General features: G+C 34.9%; 14 protein-coding genes. 10 read left to right on the top strand and 4 right to left on the bottom strand.

Features of this window, described 5'->3' with window-relative positions:
• Nucleotides 1-8: 8 nt before the first annotated feature.
• Nucleotides 9-584 carry a hypothetical protein gene (locus MPR_RS02350; protein ID WP_041888806.1) on the bottom strand — a complete coding sequence of 192 codons (576 nt, stop codon included), beginning with the start codon at nucleotides 582-584 and terminating at the stop codon, nucleotides 9-11.
• Nucleotides 585-698: 114 nt separating this feature from the next.
• On the opposite strand from MPR_RS02350, the gene MPR_RS02355 reads away from it, so the two are divergent.
• From MPR_RS02355 to dgt, 8 genes are all read left to right on the top strand, one after another.
• Nucleotides 699-3,470 carry a 2-oxoglutarate dehydrogenase E1 component gene (locus tag MPR_RS02355; RefSeq protein WP_006257419.1) on the top strand — a complete coding sequence of 924 codons (2,772 nt, stop codon included), beginning with the start codon at nucleotides 699-701 and terminating at the stop codon, nucleotides 3,468-3,470.
• A gap of 50 nt (nucleotides 3,471-3,520) precedes the next feature.
• Entirely contained in the window at nucleotides 3,521-4,741 is a 1,221-nt protein-coding gene (odhB, locus tag MPR_RS02360; protein ID WP_006257418.1) for a 2-oxoglutarate dehydrogenase complex dihydrolipoyllysine-residue succinyltransferase, read from the top strand.
• Nucleotides 4,742-5,132: 391 nt separating this feature from the next.
• Nucleotides 5,133-6,110 carry a ribonucleotide-diphosphate reductase subunit beta gene (locus MPR_RS02365; protein ID WP_041888809.1) on the top strand — a complete coding sequence of 326 codons (978 nt, stop codon included), beginning with the start codon at nucleotides 5,133-5,135 and terminating at the stop codon, nucleotides 6,108-6,110.
• A 28-nt stretch (nucleotides 6,111-6,138) separates the two neighbouring features.
• Nucleotides 6,139-8,532, top strand: coding sequence for a ribonucleoside-diphosphate reductase subunit alpha (locus MPR_RS02370; protein ID WP_041888811.1), 2,394 nt, complete (start codon nucleotides 6,139-6,141; stop codon nucleotides 8,530-8,532).
• A gap of 83 nt (nucleotides 8,533-8,615) precedes the next feature.
• The gene (locus MPR_RS02375) at nucleotides 8,616-8,840 is read left to right on the top strand and encodes a hypothetical protein (protein ID WP_006257415.1); all 225 of its coding nucleotides are present in this window, start codon (nucleotides 8,616-8,618) and stop codon (nucleotides 8,838-8,840) included.
• A gap of 125 nt (nucleotides 8,841-8,965) precedes the next feature.
• Nucleotides 8,966-10,045 carry a hypothetical protein gene (locus MPR_RS02380; RefSeq protein WP_041888813.1) on the top strand — a complete coding sequence of 360 codons (1,080 nt, stop codon included), beginning with the start codon at nucleotides 8,966-8,968 and terminating at the stop codon, nucleotides 10,043-10,045.
• Between the two features lie 138 nt (nucleotides 10,046-10,183).
• Nucleotides 10,184-10,900 (top strand): AAA family ATPase, encoded by a 717-nt coding sequence (locus tag MPR_RS02385; RefSeq protein ID WP_006257413.1) that lies wholly within the window; start codon nucleotides 10,184-10,186, stop codon nucleotides 10,898-10,900.
• Between the two features lie 14 nt (nucleotides 10,901-10,914).
• Complete coding sequence (dgt, locus tag MPR_RS02390; protein WP_041888815.1) at nucleotides 10,915-12,261, top strand: dGTP triphosphohydrolase; 1,347 nt, start codon at nucleotides 10,915-10,917, stop codon at nucleotides 12,259-12,261.
• Between the two features lie 88 nt (nucleotides 12,262-12,349).
• Here dgt and MPR_RS02395 read toward each other — a convergent pair whose 3' ends face one another.
• The 3 genes from MPR_RS02395 to rplU all read right to left on the bottom strand — a co-directional run bounded on the left by MPR_RS02395 (nucleotide 12,350) and on the right by rplU (nucleotide 14,702).
• Nucleotides 12,350-13,726: a hypothetical protein gene (locus tag MPR_RS02395; protein ID WP_041888817.1), complete on the bottom strand. Its 1,377-nt coding sequence runs from the start codon at nucleotides 13,724-13,726 to the stop codon at nucleotides 12,350-12,352.
• 328 nt (nucleotides 13,727-14,054) lie between these two features.
• Nucleotides 14,055-14,315 carry a 50S ribosomal protein L27 gene (rpmA, locus tag MPR_RS02400; protein WP_006257409.1) on the bottom strand — a complete coding sequence of 87 codons (261 nt, stop codon included), beginning with the start codon at nucleotides 14,313-14,315 and terminating at the stop codon, nucleotides 14,055-14,057.
• 24 nt (nucleotides 14,316-14,339) lie between these two features.
• On the bottom strand, nucleotides 14,340-14,702 hold the full coding sequence (gene rplU, locus MPR_RS02405; protein ID WP_006257408.1) for a 50S ribosomal protein L21: 363 nt from the start codon (nucleotides 14,700-14,702) through the stop codon (nucleotides 14,340-14,342).
• A 369-nt stretch (nucleotides 14,703-15,071) separates the two neighbouring features.
• On the opposite strand from rplU, the gene MPR_RS02410 reads away from it, so the two are divergent.
• On the top strand, nucleotides 15,072-16,391 hold the full coding sequence (locus tag MPR_RS02410; protein ID WP_041888818.1) for a M16 family metallopeptidase: 1,320 nt from the start codon (nucleotides 15,072-15,074) through the stop codon (nucleotides 16,389-16,391).
• Between the two features lie 19 nt (nucleotides 16,392-16,410).
• A complete protein-coding gene (locus MPR_RS02415) occupies nucleotides 16,411-18,462 on the top strand; it encodes a M16 family metallopeptidase (protein ID WP_041888819.1) in 2,052 nt (683 codons plus the stop codon).
• Nucleotides 18,463-18,487 lie beyond the last annotated feature (25 nt).

Genomic DNA, 18,487 nt, shown 5'->3' on the forward strand with positions numbered 1-18,487 from the left:
TAAATGAATTAGAAGTAAAATCTAACGAAAGGCATATAGGCGCTCCCATATACCATGTCTTTTTCTTTATAAAGAACATTGTATCTCACACCTATTGTAACAGGTCCGTTACTATATCCTATACCTAAGAATAAAGCAGTGTTCCAGAAGTTGTCATCTAGTTTTTCTCCTGTGTGATACTTATAGGTGTTGTTTACTCTTAGTTGTTCTAATTCTGCCGAAAGTTGTATTTCAGGTATAGGATTCGACAGCGCGATTATACTACCTCCGTATAACCAAGAGTTGTATTCTTTAACACTACTGTTGTAGTAGCTTCTGTTTTTACTACTGATATAGCTTCCTTGTAGTCCTACACCAGCTGCAAAATAAGGGTTAACCTGGTATAGTGCACTCGGAGCAACCATTACATCAGTGTAACCACTTCCGAAGCCAACTCCAAGGCCTCCACCAAATTTCCACCTTTTACCAAAATCATAATTTTTGGAGCTATTTCCTTGATCTTGTGCAAGAATGGAAAAAGAGCCACCTAAAAAAAATGATATTGATAAAAAAAACAGTAAATAGTTGATGTTAAATCTTTTCATTTCAATTTTATAAAATAATTATCAGATAAAAATAAGCAAAAGTTTATAGTTTTGTCATAAAGAGTTGTATTTTTGTAGATATAATATTTAAACAAAAGGTCTTTAGACGAAATTATGGATAGATATTCCTTTTTAAATGCGGCACACACTGCATTTTTTGCAGATTTATATGATCAATATTTAGAAAGCCCAGATAGCGTAGAGCCAAGCTGGAGAGCTTTCTTTCAGGGATTTGACTTTGCAAATGAATACAATGGTGGGCCTGTTGAGCAATTATCACAAGCTTATACGTCAAGTAATAGTGTTGGTGTAGATAGTTCAGCGCAGTTAGGGCAACTTCAAAAGGAGTTTGCTGTATTAAAATTAATTGACGCTTACAGAACTTATGGGCATTTATTGACTAAAACAAACCCATTAAGAGACAGAAAAGTAGAGCATCCAGATTTGAGTTTAGAGAAGTTTGGTCTTTCTCAAGCAGATTTGAATGTTAATTTTGAGGCTGCAAAAACAATACAACTACCAACTACTACATTGGGACAAATCATTGCCCAATTAGAGAAAATTTACTGTACTACATTAGGTATTGAGTACAAGTACATCACTGATGAAGCTGCTGTACAATGGATTCAAAATCACTATGAGGCTACAGAGGCAAAATTTGATAGTGAAGAGAAGAAAGAAATTCTGCACAAGTTAATTGAGGCAGTGTCTTTTGAAAACTTCCTAAATACAAAATACGTTGGACAAAAACGTTTCTCACTAGAGGGTCTAGAAGCTGCAATACCAGCAATGGACTTTATGATGGACGCTGCTGCTGAAAAAGGAGTAGAAGAGATCGTAGTAGGGATGGCACACCGTGGACGTCTTAATGTATTAGCTAACGTATTCCACAAACCTGCACAAGATATCTTTGCTGAATTTGACGGTAAAGATTATGATGCTGTTGAAGGTTTTGACGGAGACGTTAAGTATCACTTAGGTCTTACATCTACACGTAAGACTCGTTCTGGAAAAGAGATCCATGTTAACTTAACTCCTAACCCTTCTCACTTAGAGACTGTAGGGGCAGTTATCGAAGGTATCGCTAGAGCGAAACAAGATACTATCTTTGTAAACGAACCATCTAAAGTTTTACCTATCGCTCTTCACGGAGATGCTGCAATTGCTGGACAAGGAATTGTTTATGAAATTGTACAGATGGCTAAACTTAGAGGGTATAAGACAGAAGGTACAATTCACATTGTATTAAACAACCAAGTTGGTTTTACAACTAACTATTCTGATGGTCGTTCTTCTACTTATTCTACAGATGTTGCTAAAGTAACTCAATCTCCTGTATTACACGTTAACGCTGACGATACTGAAGCTGCAGTAAGAGCATTCTTATTCGCTTTAGATTACCGTATGCATTTTGGTACAGATGTATTTATTGACTTAGTTGGATACCGTAAATACGGACACAACGAGGGAGATGAACCAAAGTTCACTCAACCAATCTTGTACAAGTTAATCTCTAAACACCCTAACTCTCGTAATATCTATAATGCTAGATTATTAGAGGATAAAGTGGTAGATGATGCTTTCGTTAAATCTTTAGAGAAACAATATAAAGATGCTTTAGAACAAGAGTTAAGCACTTCTCGTGAAAAAGAATTTGCTAAGGTTAGAACATTTATGGAAGAGAACTGGGATGGATTCCATATCGCAGGTCGTGACAAAATGGTAGCTGACTACGACACTAAAGTTTCTAAAGAGAAATTAACTGCAATTGCTGAAGTAATTACTGCATTGCCTGGTGATAAAAAATTCATCAATAAGGTGACAAGGCTTATCGGAGATAGAAAAGCTATGTTCTTCGAGAAAGATGCTTTAGACTGGGCTATGGGTGAGTTATTAGCGTATGGTACACTATTGACAGATGGATACGATGTGCGTATGTCAGGTCAAGATGTAGAGCGTGGTACATTCTCTCACAGACATGCTGTAGTGAAAACAGAAGATACAGAAGAGTCAATCATCTTATTAAACCAATTAAAAGAGCAAAATGGTCAAATGAGAATATTCAACTCTCTATTGGCTGAGTACGCTGTTTTAGGTTTTGAGTATGGTTATGCATTGACTAATCCTAATACATTAACTATCTGGGAAGCACAGTTCGGGGATTTCTCTAACGGAGCTCAGATTATGATGGATCAATATATCTCTGCTGCTGAAGATAAATGGAGCAACCAGAACGGTATCGTGATGTTATTACCTCACGGATATGAGAATCAAGGTGCTGAACACTCTTCTGCTAGATTAGAGCGTTACTTACAGTTATGTGCTGAAAGTAATATGTTCGTAACGAATGTAACTACTCCAGCTAACTTCTTCCACTTAATGAGAAGACAAATGATCACTGACTTTAGAAAGCCATTAATCAATATGTCTCCTAAGAGTTTATTAAGACACCCAGCTGCGGTATCTTCTATCAGTGACTTTACAGATGGTAAATTCCAATATGTGATAGACGATGCTAATGTAAATGCTGCAGATGTAAAATCAGTGGTATTGTGTAGTGGTAAGTTCTACTACGACTTAGTAGCTAAGCGTGAAGAATTAGGTAGAAAGGATATCGCATTTGTTCGTATCGAACAATTATTCCCATTACCAATCGAGCAAATTGCTGAGGTATTAGCGAAGTATACTAATGCAGACGACTTCGTATGGGGTCAAGAAGAGCCACGTAACATGGGTGCTTATGGGCATATGTTAATGAACTTTGACTTGAAACCATTGCGTTATGCAGGTAACCAAGCATTTAGTGCGCCAGCTTCAGGAAGTTCTGTGCGTTCTAAAAAACGTTATGCAGAAGCTATCGCAAAAGTGTTCGACAAGAATTTATAATAGAAAAAAACGTATTTTTACATAACAATATTTAATTAAAGCATATACAGATGAGCATCTTAGAAATGAAAGTTCCTTCGCCAGGTGAATCAATTACTGAAGTTGAAATCGCTACATGGTTAGTAAAAGATGGAGATTACGTTGAAAAAGACCAAGCTATTGCTGAAGTAGATTCAGATAAAGCAACTTTAGAATTACCAGCTGAAGAAAGTGGTATTATCACTTTAAAAGCAGAAGAAGGTGACGCTGTTGCTGTAGGGCAAGTAGTTTGTTTAATCGATATGAGTGCTGCAAAACCTGCAGGAGGTGCTTCTACAGAAGCTAAACCAGCTCAAGAGGCTCCTAAAGCAGAAGCTCCTAAAGCTGAACCTGTGCAAGCTGCAGCTACTACTTATGCTACTGGAAGTGCATCTCCAGCTGCTAAGAAAATTTTAGATGAGAAAAGCATCAACCCAGCTACTGTAACTGGTACAGGTAAAGATGGTAGAATCACTAAAGAAGATGCAGTAAACGCAAAAGCTTCTATGGGTACACCAACTGGAGGACCTAGAGGAGAAGAGCGCAAAAAAATGTCTATGTTACGTCGTAAAGTAGCTGAGCGTCTAGTAGAAGCTAAAAACACGACTGCTATGTTAACTACATTCAACGAAGTTAACTTAACTAACGTAAACAAATTAAGAGCTGAGTACAAAGATGCTTTCAAAGCTAAGCATGGTGTAGGATTAGGATTTATGTCTTTCTTCACTAAAGCTGTTACTCGTGCTTTAGAATTATATCCAGACGTGAACTCTATGATCGATGGTCAAGACCAAATCAAGTTTGACTTCGCTGATATCTCTATCGCTGTATCAGGACCTAAAGGTCTAATGGTGCCAGTAGTGAGAAATGCTGAGTTATTATCTTTCCGTGGTGTTGAGGCTGAAATCAAGCGTTTAGCTATCAGAGCTCGTGATGGACAAATCACTGTAGATGAGATGACAGGTGGTACATTCACTATTACTAATGGTGGTGTATTCGGATCTATGTTATCTACTCCAATTATCAACCCTCCACAGTCTGCTATCTTAGGTATGCACAATATCATTGAGCGTCCTATCGCTGTAGATGGAAAAGTTGAGATTCACCCAATGATGTATGTGGCGTTATCTTATGACCACAGAATCATCGACGGACGTGAGTCAGTAGGTTTCTTAGTAGCTATTAAAGAAGCTTTAGAGAACCCAACTGAATTATTATTAGGTAATAATCCTAAGAAAGCTTTCGAACTTTAGTAGTTAGAAACTTTTTGAAATATAGAAAACGGCAACTATTTATAGTTGCCGTTTTTTTATGTTCTATATTGTACAGATAAGAGCTTTTTGTGTTAAATAACTGAGCTGTATCTCGAAAGATTTAATCGATTAGTTTGCTGTCTTGATAGGAGCTCTTATCCCTTAGTGGTAGTAGGGTGAAGCTGTTTAAAGTAGTAAGATTGTTTTTTGTAAGTTGTTGTAAATTAGCAAATTGTGTAAGTTGTTGATTGTTAGTCATTGTTAATAACTTGTACCATTTGTGAATAAGTAGATTGTACACTAATTTTTTATAGAGCAAAAAAAACATCATATTTGTAAAAGAGAGGAGAGGTACTCTCATGATATTTTAATCTTTTATATTCAATATAGTATGGCTGTTCAAGAACCAATTTTAACTGAAAACAAAAATAGATTCGTAATATTTCCTATCAAACATCATGATATTTGGGACTGGTATAAGAAGATGGAAGCTAGCTTTTGGACAGCAGAAGAGATTGATTTGCATCAAGATTTATCTGATTGGAACAATAAGCTAAATGAAGATGAACGTTATTTTATCAAACATATCCTTGCTTTCTTCGCTGCATCTGATGGTATCGTGAATGAAAACTTAGCAGAGAACTTCGTGAATGAGGTACAGTACGCTGAGGCAAAGTTCTTCTATGGATTCCAGATTATGATGGAGAATATTCACAGTGAGACTTATTCTTTACTTATCGATACGTATGTGAAGAACGAGGAAGATAAAGATAGATTATTCAGAGCTATAGAGGTGTTCCCGGCTATTATGAAAAAAGCTGAATGGGCACTGAAGTGGATAGAGTCAGATTCGTTTGCAGAACGTTTAATCGCTTTTGCAGCTGTAGAAGGTATCTTCTTCTCAGGAGCATTTTGTTCTATTTTCTGGTTAAAGAAAAGAGGGCTTATGCCAGGTCTTACATTCTCAAATGAATTAATATCTAGAGATGAAGGAGTACACTGTGACTTCGCAGTACACTTACATAATCACCACTTGATTAATAAAGTTCCTAAAGAGCGTATTAGAGAAATCTTAGTAGATGCTTTAAATATAGAAAGAGAGTTTATTACAGAGTCTTTACCTGTTAGTTTAATTGGTATGAACTCTACATTAATGACTCAGTATTTAGAGTTTGTGACAGATAGATTATTAGTGGAGTTAGGTTGTGCGAAAGAGTATAATGTAGGTAATCCTTTTGACTTTATGGATATGATTTCTCTACAAGGTAAGACAAACTTCTTCGAAAAGCGTGTGTCTGAATACCAGAAAGCTGGAGTGATTTCTAAAGAAGAAGGAGGTAATAAGATTAGCTTCGACGCAGATTTTTAATTGTTAACTTAAAAAGGAAAAAGAGTAGATGTACGTAATAAAAAGAGACGGAAGAAGAGAGCCTGTAAGTTTTGACAAGATTACAGACCGAATTAGAATACTGTGTTATGAGCTAAATGAGTTCGTAGATCCTGTAAAGGTAGCGATGAGAGTTATCGAAGGATTATACGATGGAGTAGCTACTTCTGAATTAGATAATCTGGCAGCGGAGACAGCGGCTTCTATGACTGTGACGCATCCAGACTATGCGCTGTTAGCCGCTAGAATAGCAGTGTCTAATTTACATAAGAATACTAAAAAAGTATTCTCAGAAACAGTAGAAGATTTATATAGATATGTTAACCCTCGTACAGGACAGGAAGCCCCACTTATCGCTGACGATGTGTATGAGGTGATTAAAAAGCATAGTGACAGATTAGATTCTACTATTATCTATCAACGCGATTTTAACTATGACTACTTTGGTTTTAAGACATTAGAGCGTTCTTATTTATTAAAGCTTAATGGTAAGATAGTAGAGCGTCCTCAACATATGCTTATGCGTGTAGCGGTAGGGATACACTTAGATGATATTGATTCTGTTATAGAAACATATGAATTGATGTCTAAGAAGTATTTTACACATGCTACGCCAACATTATTTAATTCAGGAACACCTAAGCCTCAGATGTCATCTTGTTTCTTATTGACAATGAAGGATGATAGTATTGAAGGGATATATGATACCTTAAAACAAACAGCTAAGATTTCTCAATCAGCTGGAGGTATAGGTCTTTCTATTCACAATGTACGTGCAACAGGATCTTATATCAGAGGGACGAATGGTACTTCTAACGGTATCGTGCCTATGCTACGTGTGTATAATGATACGGCTAGATATGTAGACCAAGGTGGGGGTAAACGTAAAGGTAGCTTTGCTATTTACTTAGAGCCATGGCATGCAGATGTATTTGACTTTATCGAATTGAGAAAGAACCACGGTAAAGAAGAAATGCGTGCACGTGATTTGTTCCTTGCTCTATGGATCAATGATCTATTCATGCAACGTGTGGAGGCTGATGAGAAATGGACTTTAATGTGTCCTAATGAGTGCCCTGGCCTTTGTGATGTGTATAGAGAAGAGTTCGAACAACTTTATCTGAAGTATGAGAATGAAGGTAAAGGTAGACGTACAATCAAGGCACGTGAATTATGGGAAGCAGTTCTAGAGGCTCAGATAGAGACAGGAACACCTTATATGCTTTATAAAGATGCGGCTAATGCGAAGTCAAATCAGAAGAATCTAGGTGTGATTAGATCATCTAATTTATGTACTGAGATTATGGAGTACACTTCTCCAGATGAAGTAGCGGTATGTAATTTGGCATCAATCTCATTGCCAATGTTCGTAGAGGATGGTCAATTTAATCATCAGTTCTTATTTGATGTAACGAAGCGTATTACACGTAACTTAAATAGAGTTATTGATAGAAACTATTATCCTGTAGAAGAGGCGTATAATTCTAATATGCGTCATAGACCTGTAGGATTAGGAGTACAAGGATTAGCAGATGCATTTATCATGATGAGAATGCCATTCACTAGTCCAGAAGCAAAGCAATTAAATCAAGAGATATTCGAAACGATATATTTTGCTGCTTTAACTGCCTCTATGGAGATGGCTAAAGAAGAAGGAGCATATTCTACGTTTGAGGGATCGCCTATTTCTAAAGGAGAGTTCCAATACAATATGTGGGGTGTGAAAGATGAGGAATTAAGTGGAAGATGGGATTGGGCTTCTTTGAGAAAAGAAGTAATGGCTAGCGGAGTGAGAAACTCTTTATTATTAGCTCCAATGCCTACAGCATCTACTTCTCAAATCTTAGGAAATAATGAGGCATTCGAACCTTATACATCGAATATTTACACTAGACGTGTGTTGTCAGGAGAGTTTATTGTTGTTAATAAACATTTATTGAAAGACCTTGTAGAGTTAGGGCTTTGGAATGAAGATTTAAAACAAGAAATCATGCGTGCGAATGGTTCTATTCAACATATTGACTTTATACCTGCTGATATTAGAGAGTTGTATAAAACGGTATGGGAACTTAGTATGAAAGATATCATTGATATGTCCCGTCAACGTGGATATTTCATTGATCAGTCTCAATCTCTAAACTTGTTTATGGAAGGAGCGAACTATGCTAAGTTAACTTCTATGCACTTCTATGCTTGGAAGTCAGGCTTAAAGACAGGAATGTATTATTTGCGTACAAAGTCTGCTGTAGACGCGATTAAGTTTACTTTAAATAATGAGAAGAAAGCTAATCCAAATGCTATAGAAGAAGTAGAGCAGGTGTCTGTAGAAGATTATCAAGCGATGTTACAGCGTGCTAGAATGGCTGCTAATAATGACGAAGATTGTGAAATGTGTGGATCATAACGAACATATTATACTGATATTAAAAGGTAGCTTATTGAGCTACCTTTTTTGTTGTATCTTTGTACCATTAACAGTTATATACTATGTCTAAAGAAACTAAAAAAGGTATTTTTAAAGGAGCGATAGAGAAAGATGCTAAAGGAAATTATTTCTGTGGGCCTTATTTATTAGATTACCAATATACAGAAGCAAACTTCAAAGTAGGTGATGTGATCAGCATTAAGAAAGCTATTGCTAACCCTAGTAATATGAGTAGAGAAGACTACCCAATGAAGTCAATGAAGTTCTTCTTAGCAGGTGAAGAATAAGATTATAGAGACGGAGTTATACCAGAACTATAGATAAGAATAGGTAAGGAGTGATGAATAGTCACTCCTTTTTTTGTTCATGTTCTGTAAGATAATCGTTATATTTACTGTTAAAGAAATAAGCTATGAGAAAGATATTCTCTATTGTAGGAGGATTGTTATTATTGGGTATTGGTGTTTTTGTGTATCAGAATTATTATCAGGAGAACAACTACCCTTCTAAACCTAAAGTTGTCAAAAATAGTAATCGTATCCGCACTATAATAGATGAGAAAGAGATAGGATTGGATATATATTATCTGATTAAACAAGATAATGGAGAAGATATAAGAGTAGATCATGTATATTATTATGATGTAGTCGCTCCTGATTATTCTAGTGAGAATTATATTCGTTTTACAGATAAAGACAGAGAGTTAGTTGGTTTGTATAATGATAAAGGACAAGTGGTCATAGAACCTATATATTCTGGGTTAACCAAAGTACATAATGGTATGCTATATGCTCTAAAAGGTGCTGTAAAAGATAATATAGGGAGAAATGGTGATAGACATAATGTACTTCTAGGAGGAGATACCTATCTTTTAAATACAAAAGGGGAAGTATTAATTGAAGATATGCTTGAACCTCATATTGATTTAGATATGTTTAGTTTGAAAATTACTGACGAACCTCTAGAAGATAGTTATTATGTTAGCTTAAAGGGGGTAAATGGTAAGTATTATAACTTCGTTCAATTAGAGAAGTATTTGCAACATTTCACAGAGCAGGTATTCTTACCAAGTACAGAAGGAAGTAAATGGGAGAAGTATCTATCAGATAATCTGAAAGTGAACTTAGAAATAGATAATAATAATATAGGTGATTATATAGTCATTGATAAAAAGGAGTTGTTAGAAGATAAGAGAGAACTAATCACTCAAGCATTTGACTTAGTAAGAACGGAGGATAATAGTCGTTATCACATTGATTATTATATAGAAGATGGAGTGATAACTGATGATACAGAAATCACATCTGAGCAAGACAAACAATTATATTTAGATGAAGAAGGCAAATGGAGAAGTGCTGAGTTTCCCGTGTTTAGTGTAAATATAAAGGAAGTTAAGGACAAACAGAAGAGATCTAATCACTTTGATTTCTATAGAAATAAAGAAGGAGGAATGACTCTTTATCAGATTACTATTCGCGCTCATTATTTCTAATCGAGGAGGAATGGTTTTGTTTAGGGGATTAGTTGTGAATATACTAAAATGTTCTTTTTTTCTCTTTTCTGGAGGAGTTAATCGAGGAATATAAGCAGTATATTTGTGGATTAACACACAACAAATTTATTGTTTAATATGAGTTCTTTATATTATATAGATCGCACTAAGATTTCTTTAGATGATGTCATGTTTAATGACAACGTAAAAGCTGAGATTACTCAATTTCTAAAAGAGTATAAATACCGTGATATACTGATGAAGTATAATCTTCCTGTTAGTAATAAGATATTGCTTTATGGTAAGACAGGATGTGGTAAGACCATGACAGCTAAGGCTATTGCTAAACATTTAGATAAGAAACTTATCATTGTTAATCTTGCTACTATTGTTTCTTCCAAGCTAGGAGAAACGGCTAAGAATATTGAGAGTTTATTTAAAGAAATTCAATACGAGAGTTCTGTGCTATTCTTTGATGAGTTTGATTCATTAGGTCAGATTAGGGATTATGACAATAAGGATAACAGTGAGATGAAACGTGTAGTGAATGCTATCTTACAGTTGATAGATAATCTACCACAGAAGTCTATTCTTATGGCAGCTACGAATCAGATACACATGATTGACGAAGCTTTAGTTAGACGCTTTGAGTTACAGTTAGAATATACCGCTCCGAATAAAGAAGCTCTTGACTTCTATTACGATAAGTTACTTAAGGAATATCCAGAAGAATACAGAACGTTAACGAGGATATATGACGTGTCTTATGCAGAGGCAAAGAATCATGTATTCAAAACAGTAAAAGATAATATTATAAATAGCCAATTATTATTAGAGGCTGATCAAAATAACTAGTTGAACATTTGCTTATGATGAAATGGGAAAAGTTACTATCACTAAAGAAGTATGGTGACACTTTTGTTAGAAATAGATTAGATGAACTAGAGACTCGTATCGGGTTTGAGGTGGACTATGATAGAATCATCTTTTCATCACCATTTAGAAGTTTACAAGATAAAACACAAGTAATCCCTCTGTCTAAGACGAACTTCGTTCACACTAGATTGACACATAGTTTAGAAGTGTCTGTAGTAGGGCGTTCATTGGGACGAATAGTAGGTTCTAGTCTTTTAAATAAATATACTTATTTAGCAGAAGAATATGGATATACAGTAAATGACTTCGGGGCTATAGTAGCAGCGGCTTCATTAGCACACGATATCGGTAATCCTCCATTTGGGCACTCAGGTGAACGCGCGATAGGTGACTTCTTTAAACGAGGACTAGGAGCTAAGTATAGAGATCAGGTAACAGATAAGGAATGGCAAGACTTGATAGACTTTGAAGGTAATGCAAATGGTTTTGCTATACTGACGAAGAGTCGTCCTGGTATGGCAGGTGGCTTGAGAATCTCTTATGCTACACTAGGAGCTTTTATGAAGTATCCTAAAGAGAGTTTGCCTAAGAAATTGACTAGAGATATCTCAGATAAGAAATATGGCTTCTTTCAAGAGGATAAAGAGGCATTTATTGATGTAGCCAATGAGTTAGGTCTTATATCTAAAGATGATCGTACTGAAGCAGCTTATTTTAGACACCCTTTGGCTTTCTTGGTTGAAGCAGCAGATGATATATGTTATACTATTACTGACTTCGAAGATGGTATTAATCTTGGATGGATACCAGAAGAGCACGCTCTAGAGTTTTTAATCAAGATCGTTCAGAATAGTATAAATCCACAGACTTATGCTCAGTTAGCTTCTAAAGAGGATAGAGTAAGTTATTTAAGAGCCTTAGCGATAGGGAGTTTGATCCAGGATGTATGTAGAGTATTTTTAGAGAATGAAGATAAAATACTAGCTGGTGAATATCCTTATGCCTTAACGGAGAAGTGTAGTTATATCGCTCAGATGAAAGATATTCTTTCTGTGAGTATTAATAAAGTATACCAGAGCCGTGAAGTTATAGAAAAAGAAATAGTAGGATATAAAGTGATCAATGCTTTATTAGAAGCGTTTACTTCTGCTGTTAATAATGTGTATTATGGAGAGGAGAGTCAGTATGATCTATTGATTATGTCTCTATTACCAGATAAGTATAGAATAGAGAGTGATAGTGTGTATATACGCTTAATGAATATATGTCACTTTATCTCTATGCTGACTGACGGTAAGGCTTTAGAGTTATATAATATGATAAAGGGAAACGATAAATAAGATTATATCATTTATAATACAATCAAAAAGAGGTAATAGTATTTAACTATTACCTCTTTTTTTAGCTTAAAATATCAGTGAAATTAAATTACTCTCTTGTAGTTGGTATCCAAAGATGTGCGTATTTTGACATTCCATCTTTAGGAACGAATACTTTGTTCTCTTCTGGAGCTTTAATTGATTTAGCTTCCTCTAAAGTTTTTCCTACAACGTCTCCTTTGCTTTTTAATATAGAGTTACTATCTAATAAGTTCCCTTTGTCATCTTTAACTTGTTTAGTAGCTATAGCAAATGTAGCTTTAGAACCATCAGTAGCGATGTCTTTTACATAAAAAGTTAAGTATTGGCCTTCTCTTCCTTCATAATACCCTTTAGCAGAGATTACTTTGTATATTAGTTGTCCTGATTTTTCATCTGCGAATACTCTTTCTAAGTTAAAAGAAGCGCTTTCTTTGAATTCTCCAGAACCTGCCATATCTGCAACAAAAAGAAAAGCATCTTTATCTTCTCCCATTCTGAAAGTATAGTAACCTATTTTAGTTGGTCCCATTTTCTCTGTAACATAACTTCCTTTTAAGTTAGCGAAGGCTGTATTGTTTGTTCCTTCGTCTTTAGTATATGTTGTGAAATTAGCTTTAATCTCTTCTTGACTAGCGAATTCTTTTTCAGCTTGTTGTTTAGGTGTAAGTCCTTCTGAAGTAGCTTTGTACGTTAGACGAGCAACATCCACTTTATTATCAACAATATTTTTTAACTGAATAACGTAGTAAAAGTCTTTTACTTTTTCATCTTTACCTACTAGTAGGATTTTATTGGTGTTTTTATTGTGAGCTAGTACAGTCATATCATAATCACCACTAAAGTTTATTACATCATTAGAGAAATTGTAATAATAAGAGAATGTCCCTTGAGGAGTAGTAGCAGAGAATGAGTATTTACCATTGACAGGTAATAGAATTGGTTCCACAATAGTTCCTTGAGTCATAGGTAACCATCCAAATTGACCTGCACCATGATCTACTATAATATCTTTAGCAGGATATGCAGCTTTTATAGCTTCTATTTCAGATGACGCTGATAAGTCTGTATTAAGTAAGAATGTACTCTTATCATCTTTAATATCTCTAAAGAAGAATGCTTTATATTCATTGTTGTCTTTATTTTTAGCAACAGTTTTTAGAACACCTTCTGCATTCTTGTATGTTGTAATAACATTAAATATTTCATCATCTTGACCACTACCTGCCATTCCTGACATTTTCATAGTGATTGTAGTCTTTTCAAAATGAAAAGGGATAGGGTTACCAGCGTGATTGAATGAATAATCACCTAGAACTGGAGATTCTTTACTTACCTCTACTTGATCTTTTTGTTCTGGTCTGATGATTTCGTTATCATCACTAGAACAACTCGTCAACAAAAATGCAGTGATTGCAAATAACGAAAGTACTTTTTTAATCTTCATTTTTAATAAGTTAGATTGTTTAATTATTTAGAACAAATGTAAATAAAATATCTAAACCTACAATAGTTATTTTTATTTTGTCTAAATAATTAATATTAAGTACTGATATATAAGATGTTGTGTTGTTTTTAAGAGTTGGTGTTTATTGTAGTGAATCTAAATAAAATAGATGGTCTAAGGAGCTTTATTTAGTTGTTTTTGAAGAACAAAGAAAGTAAGGAGATAAGATGCTAGACTAAAGCGCACAAAAAAAGGCGCTATAATTAATTATAGCGCCTTCTCTATGTTTTCTATTTACTTGTATTAAACAAATAAATAAGTTTGATTCTTAAGCTTCAAATGGTAAAATAGAAACGTAAGACTTGTTGTCTTTTTTCTTTTGGAATTTAACAACACCGTCAACTTTTGCATGTAAAGTATGATCTTTCCCCATGTAAACGTTTTCACCAGCATTGTGCTTAGAACCTCTTTGTCTAACGATGATATTTCCAGCGATAGCTGCTTGACCACCATAAATCTTAACGCCTAAACGTTTCGATTCTGATTCTCTACCATTCTTAGAACTACCTACACCTTTTTTGTGTGCCATGACGTTTTAAATTTAGTTTGTTAATTACTCAGCTGCTTCAGCAGTTTCTTTTTTAGTTGCTTTCTTTTTAGCTCCTCCTGCATTGATTCCCTCAATAACAATTTGAGTTAAAGCTTGTCTGTGTCCGTTTTTCTTTTTGTAACCTTTTCTTCTTTTCTTTTTGAAAACGATTACTTTGTCACCTTGTAGGTGTTGTAAAACTTTAGCTTCCACAGAAGCACCTTCTATAGCTGGGGCGCCTAGAGTGATGTTGTTGTTGTCATCAACTAAAAGAACTTTGTCAAAAGTAACTTTTGATCCTTCTTCAGTTGCTAAACGGTGTACATACACTTTTTGGTCTTTGCTAACTTTGAATTGTTGCCCTGCTATCTCTACGATTGCGTACATAACAAAAAATTAAAATGTTTATTAAGGGTGCAAATATACATTTAATTTCTTATTTACAAAAGTTTTACACCTCCCATTTATAATATTTTTTATTTCTATTTTGGTGTAAATGAGTTAGTTCTGATATACTTTATTATCTTATAAAGTTTGTTTAAGGTGGGGTGTGATAGATCATTAGTAGTAGATATCCTCTTTTGATGACGGTATTATAAGGAATGTAAGTCTTGTTTGTAGCTGACGTAGATTGTCATTTTTATAAATTACTTAAGTATTTATTTAATAAAGTTTGAAAATATTTTAGAAATAGTGTAACATAATTTAAAATGTAGCTACTTATTAGGTTATAACCTAATTTCAAAATATTGTAGAATGAAAAAATCTTTATTGGTTCTAGGCTCATTATTCTTCGGAATATCTGCCTTAGCTCAAAAAGTGGAATTCGAGCAGTACACTTTAGATAACGGATTACACGTTATCTTACATCAAGACAAATCAGCTCCTGTAGTAGTGACATCAGTGATGTACCACGTAGGGGCTAAAGATGAGAACCCTGATAGAACAGGATTTGCTCACTTCTTTGAACACTTATTGTTTGAAGGAACGAAGAATATCGAGCGCGGTGAGTGGTTTAAGATAGTAACTGCTAATGGAGGTAATAATAATGCTAATACTTCTGATGACCGTACTTATTATTATGAAGTATTCCCTTCTAATAATTTAGAGCTTGGACTTTGGATGGAGTCTGAGCGTCTGATGCACCCTATTATTAATCAGATAGGAGTAACTACTCAGAATGAAGTAGTAAAAGAAGAAAAGAGACTACGTGTAGATAATCAGCCTTATGGTCAATTATTCTCAGAAGTGAAGAAAAATCTATTCGTTAAGCATCCTTATCGTTGGGCACCTATTGGTTCTATGGAACATTTAGATGCATCTACATTAGAGGAGTTCTTAGCTTTTAATAAGAAGTTTTATTTACCAAATAACGCTGTTTTAGTTGTAGCTGGTGATTTTGAGAAAGATCAAGCTAAGACGTGGATCAAACAGTATTTTGGACCTATCGCTAAAGGAACTCCAGTTGTAAAAAACAAATTTGAGGAAGATCCTATTACAAAAGAAATTCACGCTGAGTTTCAGGACCCGAATATTCAATTGCCAATGTTGATTGAAGCTTATCGTACGCCTTCTATGAAGACTCGTGATGCTCGTGTATTAGATATGATTTCTTCTATTTTATCAGGAGGAAAAAGCTCTAGATTGTATAAAAAAGTAGTTGACCAGAAGAAGATGGCTTTAGAAATGTCTTCATTTAACTTAAGTCAAGAAGACTATGGAATCTACTTCATTTATGGTATTCCGATGCAAGGTTTTGCTTCGGCTGATTTAATTAAAGAAATTGATGAAGAAATCGAGAAATTACAGACTGAGTTAATTTCAGAACGCGACTTCCAGAAACTTCAGAACGTTTTCGAAAAGCAATATGTTGATTCTAACTTTAATGTAGAAGGATTAGCTGAGAATCTTGCTTCTTATTACCTATTGTACGGTGATGTTAATCTAATTAATACGAATATAGATATCTATAGAAGTATCACTAGAGAAGAGATTCGCGATGTAGCTAAAAAATACCTAAATAAAAATCAAAGGTTAATTTTGGATTATATCCCTACAAAGAAAGCTAATAACTAATTTTAACTGTAGACTAGAAATGAAAAAAATATATATTTATGCTGCAAGTGTAGTGTTTGCTTTGGCAGCTTTAGAAGTACAAGCTCAAGATAGAAAACAGCCTGTAGCGGGGCCTGCGCCAGTAGTGCATGTAGGACAGCCTACTTCTTTTGTACTAAAGAATGGGATGAAGGTGATGGTTGTTCAGAATACGAAATTACCTAGAGTATCATATACATTGAGTATTGATAATCCGTTAATCTATGATGGGGATAAAGCTGGGGTAGCTACTATCTTATCAGAGATGTTAGGGAATGAGACTAAGAAGATGAATAAAGATCAGTTCTTAGAAGAAATAGACTTCTTAGGAGCTAGAATTAATTTCCATACAGGTGGTGCTTCAGCGAATGGATTGTCTAAACACAATGAGACTATTCTTAACTTATTAGCTGATGGAGTAATCAATTCTGTACTGACACAAGAAGAATTCGACAAGGCAAAAGCAAAAGCTATCGAAGGTGTGAAGTCTGGTGAGAACAGTGTGACTAATATCGCTCATAGAGTAGAAGATGCAGTATTATACGGAAAGAATACTCCAGTGGGAGAATTCGAAACGGAGAAGACATTAAGTAATGTAACTTTTGCTGATGTACAAGCATACTTTAAGAAGTATTACTCTCCTGAGAACGCATACTTAGTAGTGGTAGGAGATATTGATTATAAAAAGACAGAGAAATCTATCAAGGGACTTTTTGAGGCTTGGAATAAATCGAATACACAGTACAAAGATGTTGTTTATAAAGGGAACGTTAGTGCTACAGAGATTAACTTCGTAGATATGCCTAACGCTGTTCAGTCAGAAATAGCACTAGTGAATGAGGTGGAATTAAAAATGACTGACAAAGATTATTTTGCTGTTATTTTGGCTAACCAAATTCTTGGAGGTGGAGGAGAAGGTCGTCTTTTCTTAAACTTACGTGAGGCACATGGTTGGACGTATGGAGCGTATTCTTCTATAAGTACAGCTCGTAAGTATCCTGGTAAATTTAGAGCGACAGCTGCAGTGCGTAACGTAGTTACAGATAGCGCTGTAACAGAGTTTATAAAAGAGATAGACCTTATCCGTACGACTCCTGTTAAAGAAGAAGAACTGAAGTTAGCAAAAGCTAAATATGTAGGTAACTTCGTGATGGAAATCCAGAAACCTGCTACTGTAGCTAGGTATGCTCTTAATAAAGAGTTGTATAAGCTTCCAGCGGATTTTTATGAGAACTACATTAAGAATATCAATGCTGTAACGATAGCAGATGTACAGAAAGCTGCTCAGAAGTATTTCCTTAAGGATAATATGCGTATCGTTATCGTAGGTAAAGGTAGTGACGTATTACCAGGATTAGAGAAATTAGGTTATCCTATTAAGTACTATACTAAAGAGGCTGATGAAGCTAGTAAGCCAGCAGACAAAAAAGTATTGTCTAAAGATGTTACAGTTGCTACTGTTGTAGATAAGTACATTAACGCTATCGGTGGAGCGAAGAAATTATCTGAGGTGAAATCTCTTATGGTTATTAGCGAAGCTGAAGTACAAGGGATGAAGCTAGAGTCTGTTACTAAACTAAAAGAGGGGTATTTATTATCTGAACAAAAGATGATGGGAAATACTGTTTCTAAGCAAGTAGTGAATCCTCAAGGTGCATACATCGTAGCTCAAGGACAAAAAATGGAGATGAAAGGTGAAGAGTTAAAAGCATTACAGGCAGAAGCAACACCATTTCCAGAGTTAAAATTAAAGGCTAATAGTGAAGCTTCTATCGCTGGAGTAGAGGTAGTGAATGGTAAACAAGCTGTAGGTATCAAATCTGGAAAAGTAGTAACATACTATGATTTAGAGACTGGGCTTAAGGTATCATCTGTAGCTACACAAGAGCAAGGAGGACAAGTAATGAATATCGTAACTACATACGAAGATTATAAAGAAGTAAAAGGAATTAAAATGCCTTTTAAGAATGTAATGAATGTAGGAATAGAGATCATAAACAAAGTTTCTGAAGTTAAAATCAACGAAGGAGTGACTGATGCAGATTTTAAATAATTGATTATCTAAATAATAGAATTGA

It is taken from the genome of Myroides profundi (assembly GCF_000833025.1).
In the GTDB taxonomy this organism is placed as follows: Bacteria; Bacteroidota; Bacteroidia; order Flavobacteriales; family Flavobacteriaceae; genus Flavobacterium; species Flavobacterium profundi_A.